The organism is Polaromonas sp. P4_F9 (genome assembly GCF_056401235.1).
The window spans coordinates 131,797-146,538 of record NZ_JBFUJT010000004.1 but is presented as its reverse complement, the minus strand read 5'-3'; the positions used below and the strand labels follow the sequence as shown (position 1 = coordinate 146,538).

Here is a 14,742-nt window from a genome sequence, read left to right as displayed (position 1 = left end):
GGAATCACGATGAAACGGCCCCTGTGGTGGGCTGCAGCTGCCCTCACGCTTGTGCTGCTTCAGGGTTGCGCAACCGGACCGAATGCCAACCCGGCCGATCCGCTGGAGCCGTTCAATCGGGTGATGTTTAACTTCAACGACGGTGTCGACCGCGCCCTCGTCAAGCCGGTAGCGACAGCCTACCGGGACGTCACACCTGCGCCCATCCGCACCGCCGTCAACAGTTTTTTTGGCAATATCTCGGATGTCTGGTCGCTGTTCAACAACGTGCTGCAGGCCAAGCCTGAAGAGGCTTCTGACAGCCTTTTTCGGGTCACGGTCAATACCTTGTGGGGCTTGGGCGGTATTTTCGACGTTGCCAGCGACCTGGGAATTCCCAAGCACAGCGAGGATTTCGGCCAGACCATGGGCTATTGGGGTGTAGCCTCCGGTCCCTATGTGGTGCTGCCTCTGCTGGGGCCCTCCACCGTGCGTGATTCCGTGGGCTCGCTTGTTGATGTTCAGGGGGATCTGGTGAGCGGGATAAACGACGTTTCGGTTCGCAACTCCCTGATCGCCTTGCGTGCTGTGGACCTGCGGGCCAACCTGCTGGGCGCGGGCACCCTGCTGGAAGAGGCTGCGCTTGACAAATACAGTTTTTCCCGCGACATCTATCTACAGCGCCGTCGCAACCTGATTCGCGGTGCGGCAGCCGAGAAAGAAGAGCGCTACGACCTGCCGGAGGCTCCCGCGGATCAAGCATCCACCGCATCCGCTCCGGCACCTGCGAATTAAAGAGCCAAAGAAAAGAGCCAAAGAGCCCATGTAAACAAGATTTACAAGACTGCTGTACAACTTCATCTTTAGCCCCGAACAAACACGGAAAATAGCTACTGAATCACTGTTTGGCAGAAGTGGATATGCATGCATTGCCGTGCAGGTCGCTGTCAGACATTGTTTCTCTACCGAAGGAAAACCATGAACCGTAGAACCCTTGGCCAACTCTTGACCGCCACCCTCAGTCTGGCCCTGCTGGCGCCCGCTTCTTTTGTTCGCGCTGCCGACGAAGCCCCTGATGCGTTGATCAAGCGCGTCTCGACAGAGGTGCTGGACAGCATCAAGGCTGACAAGTCTGTGCAGGCCGGTGACATGAGCAAGGTGATCTCGCTGGTTGACAGCAAAATCATGCCCAATGTGAACTTCACGCGCATGACGGCCTCCGCTGTCGGTCGCAACTGGCGCCAGGCCACCCCGGAGCAGAAAAGCCGTCTGCAGGAAGAGTTCAAGATTTTGCTGATCCGCACATACTCCGGCGCATTGTCACAAGTCAGGGATCAGTCGCTCAGCGTCAAGCCCTTGCGCGCAGAGGCGGCTGATACCGAGGTGATTGTGCGCACGGAAGTGCTTGGACGCGGCGACCCGATTCAACTGGACTACCGCATGGAGAAAACCGCTGCGGGCTGGAAAATCTATGACCTCAATGTGCTGGGCGTGTGGCTGGTGGAAACCTACCGCACCCAGTTTGCCCAGGAAATCAGCGCCAAGGGTGTGGATGGCCTGATCGCATCACTGGTGCAGCGCAACAAGTCCAACGCGAGCGAAAAGAAATCCTGAACGCATCGTCTGCCATGTTGACCCTGCCTTCTGTCCTGACGCATGCCGTGGCGGCCGGATTCACGGGCGGGCTGAAGCAGGCCGTTCTGTCCCAGACGGCGGAAGTGGTGGCCGACGCCAGCGCGCTGCAGGAGTTTGACTCGTCGGCGCTGGCGGTTTTGCTGGCGTGCCGGCGCGAGGCCCTGGCCGTGGGCAAGGCGTTCGCGGTGCGCGGTGCGCCGGCGCGCTTGGGACAACTGGCCCGGCTCTATGGGGTAGCCGACCTGATTCCTGCCGCAGCCTGAGGCCGGATTTTCCAGCTTTCTGCTGGCGTCTCATGCGCTGCGCGGGGCCTTCCAGCGGTCGGGCGTGAGAAAAAAGCGTCAGCCCTTAAAATGATGGGCTCATGCCAGCTATTTCATTCCAGTCAGTCTCCAAAACCTACTCATCCGCGCGAAATCAGACCGGCCCTGTGGTCCGGGCGCTTGACGACGTAAGCTTTGACATCCGGCAAGGGGAGTTTTTCGGTTTGCTGGGCCCTAACGGCGCAGGAAAAACCACGCTCATCAGTATTCTGGCCGGCCTCTCGCGGGCCAGCGGCGGCACTGTCAAGGTGCACGGCTGCGATGTCGTGACTGATTACGCCAATGCGCGGCGCAAACTCGGCGTAGTGCCCCAGGAGCTGGTATTTGACCCCYTTTTCACGGTGCGCGAAGCGCTGCGCATCCAGTCGGGCTATTTCGGCATCAAGCATAACGATGCCTGGATTGACGAGTTGCTGGCCAGTCTCGGGCTGGCTGACAAGGCCGATGCCAACATGCGCCAGCTGTCAGGCGGCATGAAGCGCCGTGTGCTGGTGGCGCAGGCGCTGGTCCACAAACCGCCGGTGATTGTGCTGGACGAGCCCACTGCCGGGGTTGATGTGGAGTTGCGCCAGACCCTCTGGCAGTTCATCGCCAAACTCAACAGGCAGGGCAGCACCGTGTTGCTGACCACGCACTACCTTGAAGAGGCCGAGGCTCTGTGCAGCCGCATTGCCATGCTCAAGCAGGGGAGGGTGGTGGCGCTGGCGCCTACCTCGGAGCTGCTGGAGGCGGCTTCGTCGAATGTCCTGCGCTTCAAGATTGACAGCGAGTTGCCTCCGCAACTGGCGCGCCAGGCCAGAATCACCGGCCGTATCGTGCAGTTTCCAGCCAACAGTGCCCATGAGATTGAACAATACCTGGCGGCCATTCGCGAGGCCGGGCTGGTGGCCAAAGATGTGGAAATCCGCAAGGCCGACCTGGAAGATGTATTTCTCGACGTGATGGCGGAAAAAGTCGTGGAAGAGCCTGTCGAACTGAACCTGACAGGAGTCACAGCATGATCATGAGCGGCGCATTGCGCGAAGCGAAAAGCATGGGGGCCAAGACTATTCCAGCAGGGGCCGCGGAACCGGCTTCGCCGGGCCGCAGGCGCAGCGCCCCCTCGGGGGGCAGCGCAGTACACGCAGTGACAAGCGTGGGGGCCTCAATATGACCGGCTGGCAGACCCTTTTTTACAAGGAAGTCCTGCGCTTCTGGAAGGTCGGCTTCCAGACCGTGGGTGCGCCTGTCCTGACCGCCGTGCTCTACATGCTGATTTTTGGGCATGTGTTGCAGGACCAGGTGAAGGTGTACGACCAGGTGAGTTACACCGCGTTTCTGGTGCCGGGCCTGGTGATGATGAGCGTGCTGCAAAACGCATTTGCCAACAGCTCGTCGTCGCTGATTCAGAGCAAGATCATGGGCAGCCTGGTGTTTGTGCTGCTCACGCCACTGTCGCACTGGCACTGGTTTTTTGCCTATGTAGGCTCCTCGATTGCACGCGGCCTGCTGGTCGGCGCCGGCGTGTTTGCCGTCACCGTGCTTTTTGGCCAGCCCGGCTTTGTGGCACCGTGGTGGATTGTGCTGTTTTCGGTGCTGGGCGCCGCCATGCTGGGTGCCTTGGGTGTGATTGCGGGGCTATGGTCTGAAAAATTCGACCAGATGGCGGCTTTCCAGAATTTCGTCATCATGCCCATGACTTTCCTGAGCGGTGTGTTTTACTCGATTCACTCGCTGCCGCCGTTCTGGCAAAAGGTCAGCCACCTGAACCCGTTTTTCTACATGATTGACGGTTTTCGCTACGGATTTTTCGGCGTCAGCGATGTGTCGCCCTGGCTGAGCCTGGGGATCGTGCTGGCCGCATTGCTGATCGTCAGCGCGGTGGCGGTCAACATGCTGCGCACCGGCTACAAAATCAGGCACTAGAAAAATATGACCCCCACGCTTTTTACTTCGTGTAATGCGCTGCCCCCCGAGGGGGCCGCTGCGCCTGCGGTCTGGCAAAGCCAGTCCCGCGGCCCCTGCTGGGGTGAAGAGCCCCCACGTTCGCTCACTGCGTGTAGCTCTCGAGGCCCTGCGCTGCGCACTCTTTTTTGAAACCTTGTATGACCAGCGAAGAACTCCAAACCATCATTGCCGCAGGCTTGCCTTGTGAGTACATCGAGCTTTCCGGCGATGGCCGGCACTGGTACGCCACCATTGTCTCCAGTGCGTTTGAGGGCCAGCGCCTGATCCAGCGCCACCAGCGTGTGTATGCCACGCTGGGCGGGCGGCTGCAAACCGACGAAGTGCATGCCCTGTCCATGAAAACCTACACGCCCGCGGAGTGGGCAGCCAACAACGCAAACCAAGCAGCAGACTAAAGACACGCATGGACAAACTACTCATCAAGGGCGGCAGATCGCTCGCCGGCACCGTCGATATTTCGGGCGCCAAAAATGCCGCCCTCCCGGAGTTGTGCGCGGCGCTGCTCACGGCAGACACTGTGACGCTGGAAAATGTGCCGCGCCTGCAGGACGTGGCCACCATGCTCAAGCTGATCCGCAATATGGGCGTGGAAGCCGAACGCAGCACGCATGTACCGGGAACCGTCACCCTCCATGCCGGCGCCTTGAGCTCGCCCGAAGCGCCCTATGAACTGGTGAAGACCATGCGCGCCTCCGTGCTGGCGCTGGGTCCGCTGCTGGCGCGCTTTGGCGAAGCCACGGTGTCGCTGCCCGGTGGCTGCGCCATTGGCTCCCGGCCGGTGGACCAGCACATCAAGGGCCTGCAGGCCATGGGTGCCGAGATCGTGGTCGAGCACGGCTACATGATTGCCAAACTTCCCGCGGGTCAAAAGCGCCTCAAAGGTGCCAGCATCACCACCGACATGGTGACCGTCACCGGCACCGAGAATTTTTTGATGGCAGCCAGCCTGGCCGAGGGCGAAACCATTCTTGAAAACGCGGCGCAGGAGCCCGAAATCGGTGACCTGGCCGACATGCTGATCAAGATGGGCGCGAAGATCGAGGGTCACGGCAGCCGCCGCATCCGCATCCAGGGCGTGGAGCGCCTGCATGGCTGTACCCACCAGGTGGTGGCCGACCGCATTGAAACCGGCACCTTTTTGTGTGCGGTGGCCGCTGCGGGCGGCGATGTGGTGCTCCGGCATGGCCGGGCCGACCACCTCGATGCGGTCATCGACAAGCTGCGTGAGGCGGGCGCCACCATCACGGCCGGCGAGGGATTCATCCGTATCCAGGCGCAGGGTCGCATGAAGGCCCAGTCCTTCCGTACCACCGAATACCCCGGGTTCCCGACCGACATGCAGGCCCAGTTCATGGCGCTCAATGCCATTGCGCAGGGCAGCAGCACGGTGACCGAGACGATTTTCGAAAACCGCTTCATGCACGTCAACGAGATGGTGCGCCTGGGCGCGAAGATCCAGATCGAAGGCAAGGTTGCCGTCATGGAAGGTGTGGAAAAGCTTTCCGGCGCCACCGTCATGGCCACCGATCTGCGGGCTTCCGCTAGCCTGGTGATCGCCGGCCTGGTGGCCGAAGGCGAAACCCTGGTGGACCGCATTTACCACCTGGACCGCGGCTACGACCAGATGGAGGCCAAATTGCGCGGCATAGGCGCGGACATAGAACGGGTGAAGTCGTGAGCCCCCACGCTCCCCACTTCGTGTGGTTCGCTGCCCCCCGAGGGGGCCGCCCGCCTGCAGTCCGGCAAAGCCGGCCCTGCGGCTTGAACTTGGCAAGACGGGATGACGCTGTCGCCCATCGGCTTCTCTGCGTTCCTTTTCTTTGAAAGCATCACCGTGATCACGCTCGCACTTTCCAAAGGCCGTATTTTCGATGACATCCTGCCGCTGCTTCGGACGGCGGGTGTCGAAGTGCTGGACGATCCTGAAAAATCGCGTAAGCTGATCCTGCGGACCAACCAGCCCGATTTGCGTGTGGTGCTGGTGCGCGCCACGGATGTGCCTACTTATGTGCAGTACGGTGGCGCGGATCTGGGCGTGGTCGGCAAGGACACCCTGCTGGAGTCCGGCAGCCAGGGCCTGTACCAGCCGCTGGATCTGCAAATTGCCAAATGCCGCATCAGCGTGGCGGTGCGCGAAGGCTTTGACTATGCCGCCGCGGTAAAGCAGGGCTCGCGCCTGAAAGTGGCAACCAAGTACGTGGCCATTGCCCGCGACTTCTTCGCCTCCAAGGGCGTGCACGTGGATTTGATCAAGCTCTACGGCAGCATGGAACTGGCGCCGCTCACCGGCCTGGCCGACGCCATCGTCGACCTGGTCTCAACCGGCAGCACGCTCAAGGCCAACCACCTGATCGAGGTCGAGCGCATCATGGACATCAGCTCGCATCTGGTGGTCAACCAGACCGCCCTCAAACTCAAGCAGGCGCCCATCCGCAAGCTGATTGACGCCTTTTCCTCGGTCATCACGCAATAGTCCACAAAGAATGCTATGGATTTAGTAGCCAGTCCCGCACGCCTTTCGACCACTTCCAGCACTTTTGACGCTGAATTCAAGGCCCGCCTGCACTGGTCTGCCGAAGCCGATGCGGCCATAGAGCAGCGGGTGGCCGACATCCTTCTGGACGTGCAGCGGCGCGGCGATTCCGCGGTACTTGAATACACCGCGCGGTTTGACGGCTTGAATGTCGCGGCCATGAGCGCGCTGGAGCTCAGCCAGGCCGAGTTGAAGGCCGCATTTGATGCGATTCCCGTTGCCCAGCGCGATGCCTTGCAGGCTGCGGCCCGCCGTGTGCGCAGCTACCACGAGGCTCAGAAGAAGGCCAATGGCGAAGGCTGGAGCTACCGTGATGAGGACGGCACCTTGCTCGGCCAGAAGGTCACACCGCTGGACCGTGTCGGCATCTATGTGCCTGGCGGCAAGGCGGCTTACCCCTCATCGGTATTGATGAACGCCATTCCTGCCCACGTGGCCGGCGTTGGCGAAATCATCATGGTCGTGCCCACGCCCAAGGGCGAGAAAAACCCGCTGGTGCTGGCGGCCGCCTATGTGGCCGGCGTGACGCGTGCCTTCACCATTGGGGGCGCGCAGGCCGTGGCTGCGCTGGCCTACGGTACTTCCACCATTCCCGCGGTCGACAAGATCACCGGCCCCGGCAATGCCTACGTGGCCGCGGCCAAGCGCCGCGTTTTTGGCACGGTGGGGATCGACATGATTGCCGGCCCTTCCGAAATCCTGGTGCTGGCCGACGGCAGTACCCCCGCCGACTGGGTGGCCATGGATTTGTTCAGCCAGGCCGAACACGATGAACTGGCGCAAAGCATTTTGCTGTGTCCGGATGCGGCCTACATCGACAAGGTGCACGAAGCCCTCAACCGCCTGCTGCCCGCCATGCCGCGCGCCGAGATCATTGCCAAATCGCTCAACGGCCGGGGTGTGCTGATCCATACCCGCAGCATGGAAGAGGCCTGCGCCATCAGCAACCGCATTGCGCCCGAGCACCTGGAAGTCTCCAGCAGCCAGCCGCATGAATGGGAGCCCTTGCTCAAGCACGCCGGCGCCATCTTCCTGGGTGCCTACACCAGCGAGTCGCTGGGCGACTACTGCGCCGGCCCCAACCACGTACTGCCTACCAGCGGAACGGCGCGCTTTTCCAGTCCGCTGGGCGTCTACGACTTCCAGAAACGCTCCAGCCTGATCGAAGTGAGCGAGCAGGGTGCCCAGACACTGGGCAGGATTGCCGCTGAACTGGCCTATGGCGAAGGCCTGCAGGCGCATGCCCGCGCCGCCGAGTTTCGCCTGCACACCGTACCCGACATGAAAGTGAATAAATGACCGCGCTGGACCCGAAGTTCAAACAGCTGATTCGCCAGGACGTGCAGTCCATGCATGCCTATGCCATTCAGGACTCCGTTGGCATGGTCAAGCTCGACGCGATGGAAAACCCGCATCGGTTGCCGGCCGCGCTGCAGGCCCATCTCGGGCAGCGGCTGGGTGCGCTGGCGCTGAACCGCTACCCCGATGGCCGCGTCAACGACCTGCGCCAGGCCCTGGCAGACTACGCCCGGATGCCTGAAGGCTTTGACATCATGCTGGGCAACGGCTCGGATGAGCTGATTTCGCTGCTCGCCATGGCCTGCGACGTGGAAGGCGGTTCCATTCTGGCGCCGCTGCCGGGCTTTGTGATGTACGGCATGAGCGCGCAGCTGCAGGGCCTCAAATTCATTGGCGTGCCACTGACGGCTGACTTTGAGCTCGACGAAGCTGCCATGCTGGCCGCCATCGCCGAGCACCGGCCGTCCATCATTTACCTGGCCTACCCGAACAACCCCACCGCCAACCTGTGGGACGATGCCGTCATTGAGAAAATCATCACCGCAGCGCCCGGTCTGGTGGTGATGGACGAGGCCTACCAGCCGTTTTCCAGCAAAAGCTATATCGACCGCATTACCAGACACGGCCATGTGCTGCTGATGCGTACTCTCAGCAAGTTTGGCCTGGCCGGTGTGCGCATCGGCTACATGATGGGCCCGAAGGCCCTGATTGCCGAAATCGACAAGGTGCGCCCGCCCTACAACATCAGCGTGCTCAATTACGAGTGCGCGCTGTTTGCGCTGGAGCATCGGGAAGTGTTCGCCGGGCAGGCCGCGGCCCTGGTCGCGCAGCGCACCATGCTGCTGGACGCGCTGGCGGCCATGAAGGGCGTCAAGGCCTGGAAAAGCGACGCCAACATGATCCTGGTGCGGGTGCCCGATGCAGCCAAAACCTTTGAAGGCATGAAGTCGCGCCATGTGCTGGTCAAAAACGTTTCTAAAATGCATCCATTGCTGGCCAATTGTTTGCGCCTGACCGTCGGCACCGCGGACGAGAATACGCAAATGCTGGCGGCGCTTGAAAAATCCCTATGACCACCCCTCCCACTGCTCAGACCCCGGCCCCGCGCAAGGCGGAAGTCTCGCGCAACACCGCCGAGACCCAGATCACCGTCAAGCTCAACCTGGACGGCACGGGCAAGTCCAGCCTGTCGACGGGCATCGGCTTTTTCGACCACATGCTGGACCAGATCGCCCGGCACGGCCTGATTGACCTGGACATCCAGGCCAAGGGCGACCTGCACATTGACGGCCACCACACGGTGGAAGACGTCGGCATCACCTTCGGGCAGGCCGTGGCCCAGGCCGTCGGGGACAAAAAAGGCCTGCGCCGCTATGGCCACGCCTATGTGCCGCTGGACGAGGCGCTGTCGCGCGTGGTGATCGATTTCTCGGGCCGCCCGGGCCTGGAAATGCATGTGCCCTTCAAGAGCGGCATGATAGGCACCTTCGACAGCCAGCTAGCTTACGAGTTCTTCCAGGGCTTCGCGAACCATGCATTTGTGACACTGCACATTGACAACCTGCGCGGCGACAACGCCCACCACCAGGCTGAAACCGTGTTCAAGGCGTTTGCCCGGGCGCTGCGCATGGCGCTGGAAATCGACCCGCGTGCGGCGGGCGTGATTCCGTCGACCAAGGGCTCGCTCTAGCCGCCGGCGCGCCATGGAATTGCATTTACCCTGGGTTTGGCTTGTTGCCCCAGTAGAATGGGCGTTATCAGCTCCTGAATTCGTAGCAAATATCGATGAATGTCTAATGTGAAAAGAGTGGCGGTCGTCGACTACGGCTCGGGCAACCTGCGTTCGGTGTCACAAGCCGTCCAGCATGTGTCTCAGGGCAGCGGCTATGAGGTATTGGTCACCTCGCGTGCGCAGGACGTGCTGGACGCCGAGCGCGTGGTACTGCCTGGCCAGGGGGCCATGCCTGACTGCATGCGTGCCCTGGCTGAATCCGGTCTGAAGGATGCGGTATTGCACGCCGCTGCGCACAAGCCCCTGTTCGGTGTGTGCGTGGGCATGCAGATGCTGCTGGACAGCAGCCATGAGGGGGCCGCCGGCGTCGCAACGCCAGGCCTGGGCCTGATCCCCGGCGAAGTCGTCAAGTTCGACCTGGTCGGGCAGATCCAGCCCGACGGCAGCCGCTACAAAGTGCCGCAAATGGGCTGGAACCAGGTGTGGCGCCCGGCCTTGAGCCAGCACCCGATCTGGGCTGGCGTGCCGGACGGCGCCTATTTTTACTTCGTTCACAGCTTTTATGCCCGTCCGTCGGATGCGCGCCACATCGCCGGAGAAGCGGACTATGGTGGCCGCTTTACGGCGGCGATTGCACGCGATAATATTTTCGCCACCCAGTTCCACCCCGAGAAAAGCGCTGACCACGGACTGGCCCTGTACCGTAATTTCCTGCACTGGAAGCCCTGAAGGCCACGGGCAGCAGCGCCGCTCATCGAATTTCCCAGGTCTTTGTTAACCCCGTCACCTGTTTTCCTCTTACTGCAACATGCTACTTATTCCCGCGATTGACCTGAAAGATGGTCACTGCGTTCGCCTCAAACAAGGCGACATGGATCAATCCACCATCTTCAGCGAAGACCCGGCGGCCATGGCGCGCAGCTGGGTCGACAAGGGCGCACGCCGCCTGCACCTGGTGGACCTGAATGGCGCCTTTGCCGGCAAGCCCAAAAACGAGGCGGCCATCAAGAAAATCCTGACCGAAGTCGGCAGCGAGATCGATGTGCAACTCGGCGGCGGCATTCGCGATCTCGACACCATCGAGCGTTATCTGGACGCCGGCCTGCGCTACGTGATCATCGGAACGGCCGCGGTCAAGAACCCCGGTTTCCTGCAGGATGCCTGCACCGCCTTTGGCGGCCACATCATCGTCGGCCTGGATGCCAAGGACGGCAAGGTCGCTACGGACGGCTGGAGCAAGCTCACCGGCCATGAAGTGATTGATCTGGGCAAGAAATTCCAGGACTACGGCGTCGAGTCCATCATCTATACCGACATCGGCCGCGACGGCATGCTCAGCGGTATCAACATTGAAGCGACCGTCAGACTCGCGCAGGCGCTGACGATCCCCGTGATCGCCTCCGGCGGCCTGTCAAACATGGCTGATATCGAAGCGCTGTGCGACGTCGAAGAAGAAGGCGTTGAAGGCGTGATCTGCGGCCGCTCCATTTACAGCGGCGACCTGGATTTTGCGGCGGCGCAGGCCCGCGCGGATGAGTTAAACGGATGACCGCAGCTGCCACAAATGGCGGCTCTGCATACCAGCAGGGGCCGCAGGCGCAGCGGCCCCTTTCTCAGTGCAAGGGGCAGGGAGCTGCCGCAGGCTCGCAGTGGGCGACCGTGGGGGGCACATGTTAGCTAAACGCATCATTCCCTGCCTCGACGTCACCGGCGGCCGCGTGGTCAAGGGCGTCAACTTTGTCGAGCTGCGCGATGCCGGCGACCCGGTGGAAATTGCCGCGCGCTACAACGAGCAGGGCGCGGATGAGCTCACCTTCCTGGACATCACCGCCACCAGCGACGGGCGCGACCTGATCCTGCCCATCATCGAAGCCGTGGCCTCGCAGGTGTTCATTCCGCTCACCGTGGGCGGCGGCGTGCGCACGGTGGAAGACGTGCGGCGCCTGCTCAATGCCGGGGCCGATAAGACCAGCTTCAATTCGGCTGCACTGGCCAACCCGCAGGTGATTGAGGACGCCTCGGCCAAATACGGCGCGCAGTGCATCGTGGTGGCCATCGACGCCAAGCGGCGCAGTGAAGAAGACGCCAAAACCCGCGGCCCCGGCTGGGACGTCTACAGCCATGGCGGGCGCAAGAACACCGGGCTCGACGCCGTGGCCTGGGCCACCGAGATGGCGCGACGCGGCGCCGGCGAAATTCTGCTGACCAGTATGGACCGTGACGGCACCAAGTCGGGGTTTGACCTGGCCCTGACCCGTGCGGTCAGCGACGCCGTGACTGTGCCGGTGATTGCCTCGGGCGGCGTTGGCAACCTGGACCATCTGGCTGACGGCATCCAGCTGGGGGGCGCTGACGCGGTGCTGGCGGCCAGCATTTTCCACTACGGTGAATACACGGTGCAGCAGGCCAAGCAGCACATGGCCAGGCGCGGTATTCCGGTCAGAATGTGACGCAACCCGCAGGCTTCGCGCACTGCGTGTCGCTACACCTTCCCCCCTGCTGGGGCGACATCTGCGGTCCGGCCGAGCCGGCCCCGCGATGTCCTGGCCTGGAGGGTTTTGTGTTGCAATCTCCTGAAGTATTCAAATCCCCGACAATAGACCCATGAACTGGTTAGACGAAGTCAGCTGGGATGAAAAAGGCCTGATCCCGGTCATCGCGCAGGAAGCTTCCAGCGGCGATGTGCTCATGTTTGCCTGGATGAATCGCGAGGCACTGCAAAAGACCGCCGAGCTGGGGCAGGCGGTGTACTACAGCCGCTCGCGCGGGCGCCTGTGGCACAAGGGCGAAGAGTCCGGTCACCTGCAGACCGTGCACGAGATTCGCCTGGACTGCGACAACGACGTGATTTTGCTCAAGGTCACGCAACTCGGCCACGAACCCGGCATTGCCTGCCACACCGGCCGCCACAGCTGCTTTTTCCATCTCTACAAAGATGGCCAGTGGATCGTGACCGAGCCGGTCTTGAAAGATCCCGGCAGCATCTACAAATAGCCCTATCCGTACCACGCATGTCCTCCAACGATTCCCTCCGGCGCCTGGCGCAGATCATCGAAAGCCGTAAACCGGCCAATGGCGGCGACCCTGGCACCAGCTATGTGGCGCGCCTGCTGCACAAGGGCCCCGACGCCTTCCTGAAAAAAATTGGCGAAGAAGCCACCGAGACCGTGATGGCCGCCAAGGATTTGGACCATGGCGGCCCGACCCCGGAGTTGCAGGCCAAGCTGGTCGGCGAGGTGGCTGACCTGTGGTTTCACAGCATGATCGCGCTGGCCCATTACGGCCTGCAGCCTGCCGATGTGATCGCCGAACTGGAGCGCCGCGAGGGCACCAGCGGCATCGAGGAAAAAGCGTTGCGCAAGGCGCAAAATCGCGATGCGGCTGAAAAGACCTGATTTTTTCCGGAATTTTCCGCCACCTTTCCCTGCTGAGTGGAGGTGCAACTTTGGAAACTGATCTGGCCGAATTTGAAATCAAGAGCAGCGGTGACCGCCTCTTCATGCATGTGCTGTATGGCCTGCACACGCTGGCCTGGTTCAGCGGCGGTGTGTTTGCTGTCATCGCACTCATCGCCAACTACATCCGGCGGGCCGACGAAACCGATGCGCTCTATGTCGACCATCACAACTACATGATCCGTACGTTCTGGTGGACGCTGCTGTGGCTGGTCCTGCTGTCGCCCTTGTGGCTGCTGCTGTTTTTGCCCGGTGCGATCGCTTACGGCATTGTCTGGCTCTGGTACCTGTACCGCTGCATCAAGGGCTGGATGCGCTTTAACAGCCAGCGGCCGTCCTGATTCCGGTAGCCGCGCTTCCCCAAAAAACTCTCCTGACCCCTCACCCATCGCATGAGCCACTCTGACAACTGCATTTTCTGCAAAATTGCCGCAGGCGCCATCCCCAGCCGCAAGGTGTATGAAGACGACGAACTGTTCGCGTTTCATGACATCCACCCCTGGGCGCCGGTGCATTTCCTCATCATCCCCAAGGTGCATATCCCGTCCATGGCGCAGGTGGGGCCCGAGCATGAAGGGGTGCTGGGACGCATGATGGTGCTGGCGCCCCGGCTGGCCATGGAACTGGGCTGCAATCCCTACCCCGCAGGCGGTTTCCGCATTTTGACCAATACGGGCGCCGAAGGGGGCCAGGAAGTCCATCACCTGCATTTCCATGTGATCGGCGGGCCCCGGCCGTGGCTCAAGGGGTAGCAAAAAGTAAACGGAAAAATGCCGGCGGGCCGGGCAGGCGGGGTCAGACAATCTGGAACCTCGCGCGGGATCCGGTCTCTAACCCGCAGGTCAATGTGTGTAATAGGTGCCCGGGCAGGTGGGGCCTTTAGAATGACTACAGTTGTCTGCAAACCGACAAAACCTGCAATTACAGATTAGGAGTAAAACATGGGTGGACTTTCCATTTGGCACTGGCTGATCGTGCTGTTGATCGTGGTGATGGTGTTCGGCACCAAAAAACTCAGAAACATGGGCAGCGACCTCGGCGGCGCGGTCAAAGGCTTCAAGGACGGCATGAAAGACGGCGGGCAGTCTGCCACTGACGAAAAACCTGTTGGTCAGGTCACAAACGCGCAAGCCGTCGACAAAGCTGCAGACAAAACCACCATCGACGTCGAAGCCAAGCAGAAGTCTTGAAAAATGTTGGTCCCCCACTTGCGGCTTCGCGTGCTGCGTTGCTCCCCGAGGGGGCGCAGCCGGCCTTGGGGCGGCCCGGCGGCCGGATTGACCCTCGACTGCCCGCATGATTGATCTCGGCGTTTCAAAAATTGCGTTGATCGGTGCGGTGGCGCTGATTGTGATCGGCCCCGAAAAGCTGCCGCGCGTGGCGCGCACGGTGGGGACGCTGCTGGGCAAGGCGCAGCGCTACGTGGCCGACGTCAAGCAGGAGGTCAACCGGTCCATGGAGCTCGACGAGCTCAAGAAAATGAAAGACACGGTTGAGGGCGCCGCCCGCGACGTCGAAAACTCGATCCAGACGAATGCCAGTGATTTTGAAAAGTCATGGTCTGAAGCCACGGGCACTGCCGCGTCACCCGCTACCGACGAGTTGCCCGGCATGGTGGTCTTTCCCGAATACAAGCACCCGAAAAAGAACTGGCGGCTGAAAGCCGGCGCTACTCCGCAGTGGTACAAAGCTCGGTCCGGCGTGCGGACCAAGGCGCAGTCTGGCGCCGCCCGCGTGGCACGTTTTCGTCCACAGTCCGGGCGCTCCTCCTCTTTTTGATCGTTCCGGTCTTCTTCTCTTTCCGCGCATTGCGGCGCCCTTCATCCAGCGCAAACTCCC

Annotated in this window: 20 protein-coding genes; all 20 read left to right on the top strand. The window is 61.6% G+C overall.

The features are described 5' to 3' along the window. The first annotated feature begins 9 nt into the window (after positions 1 to 9). The 20 genes from AC1DUB_RS05550 to tatB all read left to right on the top strand — a co-directional run bounded on the left by AC1DUB_RS05550 (position 10) and on the right by tatB (position 14,682). The gene (locus AC1DUB_RS05550) at positions 10 to 774 is read left to right on the top strand and encodes an MlaA family lipoprotein (protein WP_477728647.1); all 765 of its coding nucleotides are present in this window, start codon (positions 10 to 12) and stop codon (positions 772 to 774) included. Positions 775 to 957: 183 nt separating this feature from the next. Beyond that, positions 958 to 1,593 carry an MlaC/ttg2D family ABC transporter substrate-binding protein gene (locus AC1DUB_RS05545; RefSeq protein ID WP_477728646.1) on the top strand — a complete coding sequence of 212 codons (636 nt, stop codon included), beginning with the start codon at positions 958 to 960 and terminating at the stop codon, positions 1,591 to 1,593. Positions 1,594 to 1,607: 14 nt separating this feature from the next. Next, positions 1,608 to 1,877: an STAS domain-containing protein gene (locus tag AC1DUB_RS05540; protein ID WP_477728645.1), complete on the top strand. Its 270-nt coding sequence runs from the start codon at positions 1,608 to 1,610 to the stop codon at positions 1,875 to 1,877. A gap of 101 nt (positions 1,878 to 1,978) precedes the next feature. Then, on the top strand, positions 1,979 to 2,938 hold the full coding sequence (locus AC1DUB_RS05535; RefSeq protein WP_477728644.1) for an ABC transporter ATP-binding protein: 960 nt from the start codon (positions 1,979 to 1,981) through the stop codon (positions 2,936 to 2,938). Positions 2,939 to 3,086: 148 nt separating this feature from the next. Next, positions 3,087 to 3,842, top strand: coding sequence for an ABC transporter permease (locus tag AC1DUB_RS05530; RefSeq protein ID WP_477717708.1), 756 nt, complete (start codon positions 3,087 to 3,089; stop codon positions 3,840 to 3,842). Positions 3,843 to 4,021: 179 nt separating this feature from the next. After that, positions 4,022 to 4,279, top strand: coding sequence for a BolA family protein (locus AC1DUB_RS05525; RefSeq protein WP_477728643.1), 258 nt, complete (start codon positions 4,022 to 4,024; stop codon positions 4,277 to 4,279). A gap of 8 nt (positions 4,280 to 4,287) precedes the next feature. Continuing rightward, positions 4,288 to 5,562 carry a UDP-N-acetylglucosamine 1-carboxyvinyltransferase gene (murA, locus tag AC1DUB_RS05520; RefSeq protein WP_477728642.1) on the top strand — a complete coding sequence of 425 codons (1,275 nt, stop codon included), beginning with the start codon at positions 4,288 to 4,290 and terminating at the stop codon, positions 5,560 to 5,562. A 156-nt stretch (positions 5,563 to 5,718) separates the two neighbouring features. Further along, positions 5,719 to 6,357, top strand: coding sequence for an ATP phosphoribosyltransferase (hisG, locus tag AC1DUB_RS05515; RefSeq protein ID WP_477728715.1), 639 nt, complete (start codon positions 5,719 to 5,721; stop codon positions 6,355 to 6,357). Positions 6,358 to 6,372: 15 nt separating this feature from the next. Further along, positions 6,373 to 7,716 (top strand): histidinol dehydrogenase, encoded by a 1,344-nt coding sequence (hisD, locus tag AC1DUB_RS05510; protein ID WP_477728641.1) that lies wholly within the window; start codon positions 6,373 to 6,375, stop codon positions 7,714 to 7,716. Further along, positions 7,713 to 8,789 (top strand): histidinol-phosphate transaminase, encoded by a 1,077-nt coding sequence (gene hisC, locus AC1DUB_RS05505; protein WP_477728640.1) that lies wholly within the window; start codon positions 7,713 to 7,715, stop codon positions 8,787 to 8,789. Before hisD ends, hisC begins: the two co-directional genes overlap by 4 nt. Then, positions 8,786 to 9,406: an imidazoleglycerol-phosphate dehydratase HisB gene (gene hisB, locus AC1DUB_RS05500; protein ID WP_477717714.1), complete on the top strand. Its 621-nt coding sequence runs from the start codon at positions 8,786 to 8,788 to the stop codon at positions 9,404 to 9,406. The genes hisC and hisB overlap by 4 nt, the downstream gene beginning before the upstream one ends. Before the next feature lie 99 nt (positions 9,407 to 9,505). Continuing rightward, complete coding sequence (gene hisH, locus AC1DUB_RS05495; RefSeq protein WP_477728639.1) at positions 9,506 to 10,177, top strand: imidazole glycerol phosphate synthase subunit HisH; 672 nt, start codon at positions 9,506 to 9,508, stop codon at positions 10,175 to 10,177. A gap of 79 nt (positions 10,178 to 10,256) precedes the next feature. After that, positions 10,257 to 10,997: a 1-(5-phosphoribosyl)-5-[(5-phosphoribosylamino)methylideneamino]imidazole-4-carboxamide isomerase gene (gene hisA, locus AC1DUB_RS05490; RefSeq protein ID WP_444825571.1), complete on the top strand. Its 741-nt coding sequence runs from the start codon at positions 10,257 to 10,259 to the stop codon at positions 10,995 to 10,997. Positions 10,998 to 11,118: 121 nt separating this feature from the next. Next, positions 11,119 to 11,898, top strand: coding sequence for an imidazole glycerol phosphate synthase subunit HisF (gene hisF / locus AC1DUB_RS05485; protein ID WP_477728638.1), 780 nt, complete (start codon positions 11,119 to 11,121; stop codon positions 11,896 to 11,898). Between the two features lie 154 nt (positions 11,899 to 12,052). Next, the gene (hisI, locus tag AC1DUB_RS05480; protein ID WP_477717717.1) at positions 12,053 to 12,442 is read left to right on the top strand and encodes a phosphoribosyl-AMP cyclohydrolase; all 390 of its coding nucleotides are present in this window, start codon (positions 12,053 to 12,055) and stop codon (positions 12,440 to 12,442) included. Between the two features lie 17 nt (positions 12,443 to 12,459). Next, positions 12,460 to 12,843 (top strand): phosphoribosyl-ATP diphosphatase, encoded by a 384-nt coding sequence (locus AC1DUB_RS05475; protein ID WP_477728637.1) that lies wholly within the window; start codon positions 12,460 to 12,462, stop codon positions 12,841 to 12,843. 50 nt (positions 12,844 to 12,893) lie between these two features. Next, positions 12,894 to 13,244 (top strand): DUF4870 family protein, encoded by a 351-nt coding sequence (locus AC1DUB_RS05470; protein WP_477717719.1) that lies wholly within the window; start codon positions 12,894 to 12,896, stop codon positions 13,242 to 13,244. A 51-nt stretch (positions 13,245 to 13,295) separates the two neighbouring features. After that, on the top strand, positions 13,296 to 13,655 hold the full coding sequence (locus AC1DUB_RS05465) for a histidine triad nucleotide-binding protein (protein ID WP_477717720.1): 360 nt from the start codon (positions 13,296 to 13,298) through the stop codon (positions 13,653 to 13,655). Positions 13,656 to 13,844: 189 nt separating this feature from the next. Then, complete coding sequence (gene tatA / locus AC1DUB_RS05460) at positions 13,845 to 14,093, top strand: Sec-independent protein translocase subunit TatA (protein WP_477717721.1); 249 nt, start codon at positions 13,845 to 13,847, stop codon at positions 14,091 to 14,093. A 106-nt stretch (positions 14,094 to 14,199) separates the two neighbouring features. Beyond that, the gene (tatB, locus tag AC1DUB_RS05455; protein WP_477717722.1) at positions 14,200 to 14,682 is read left to right on the top strand and encodes a Sec-independent protein translocase protein TatB; all 483 of its coding nucleotides are present in this window, start codon (positions 14,200 to 14,202) and stop codon (positions 14,680 to 14,682) included. Positions 14,683 to 14,742 lie beyond the last annotated feature (60 nt).

Excerpts from the sequence above, each read along its gene's own strand:
- AC1DUB_RS05550 (WP_477728647.1), top strand. The coding sequence starts at position 10 with ATGAAACGGCCCCTGTGGTGGGCTGCAGCTGCCCTCACGCTTGTGCTG.
- AC1DUB_RS05545 (WP_477728646.1), top strand. The coding sequence starts at position 958 with ATGAACCGTAGAACCCTTGGCCAACTCTTGACCGCCACCCTCAGTCTG.
- AC1DUB_RS05540 (WP_477728645.1), top strand. The coding sequence starts at position 1,608 with ATGTTGACCCTGCCTTCTGTCCTGACGCATGCCGTGGCGGCCGGATTC.
- AC1DUB_RS05530 (WP_477717708.1), top strand. The coding sequence starts at position 3,087 with ATGACCGGCTGGCAGACCCTTTTTTACAAGGAAGTCCTGCGCTTCTGG.
- AC1DUB_RS05525 (WP_477728643.1), top strand. The coding sequence starts at position 4,022 with ATGACCAGCGAAGAACTCCAAACCATCATTGCCGCAGGCTTGCCTTGT.
- murA (WP_477728642.1), top strand. The coding sequence starts at position 4,288 with ATGGACAAACTACTCATCAAGGGCGGCAGATCGCTCGCCGGCACCGTC.
- hisD (WP_477728641.1), top strand. The coding sequence starts at position 6,373 with ATGGATTTAGTAGCCAGTCCCGCACGCCTTTCGACCACTTCCAGCACT.
- hisC (WP_477728640.1), top strand. The coding sequence starts at position 7,713 with ATGACCGCGCTGGACCCGAAGTTCAAACAGCTGATTCGCCAGGACGTG.
- hisB (WP_477717714.1), top strand. The coding sequence starts at position 8,786 with ATGACCACCCCTCCCACTGCTCAGACCCCGGCCCCGCGCAAGGCGGAA.
- hisH (WP_477728639.1), top strand. The coding sequence starts at position 9,506 with ATGTCTAATGTGAAAAGAGTGGCGGTCGTCGACTACGGCTCGGGCAAC.
- hisA (WP_444825571.1), top strand. The coding sequence starts at position 10,257 with ATGCTACTTATTCCCGCGATTGACCTGAAAGATGGTCACTGCGTTCGC.
- hisF (WP_477728638.1), top strand. The coding sequence starts at position 11,119 with ATGTTAGCTAAACGCATCATTCCCTGCCTCGACGTCACCGGCGGCCGC.
- hisI (WP_477717717.1), top strand. The coding sequence starts at position 12,053 with ATGAACTGGTTAGACGAAGTCAGCTGGGATGAAAAAGGCCTGATCCCG.
- AC1DUB_RS05475 (WP_477728637.1), top strand. The coding sequence starts at position 12,460 with ATGTCCTCCAACGATTCCCTCCGGCGCCTGGCGCAGATCATCGAAAGC.
- AC1DUB_RS05465 (WP_477717720.1), top strand. The coding sequence starts at position 13,296 with ATGAGCCACTCTGACAACTGCATTTTCTGCAAAATTGCCGCAGGCGCC.
- tatA (WP_477717721.1), top strand. The coding sequence starts at position 13,845 with ATGGGTGGACTTTCCATTTGGCACTGGCTGATCGTGCTGTTGATCGTG.
- tatB (WP_477717722.1), top strand. The coding sequence starts at position 14,200 with ATGATTGATCTCGGCGTTTCAAAAATTGCGTTGATCGGTGCGGTGGCG.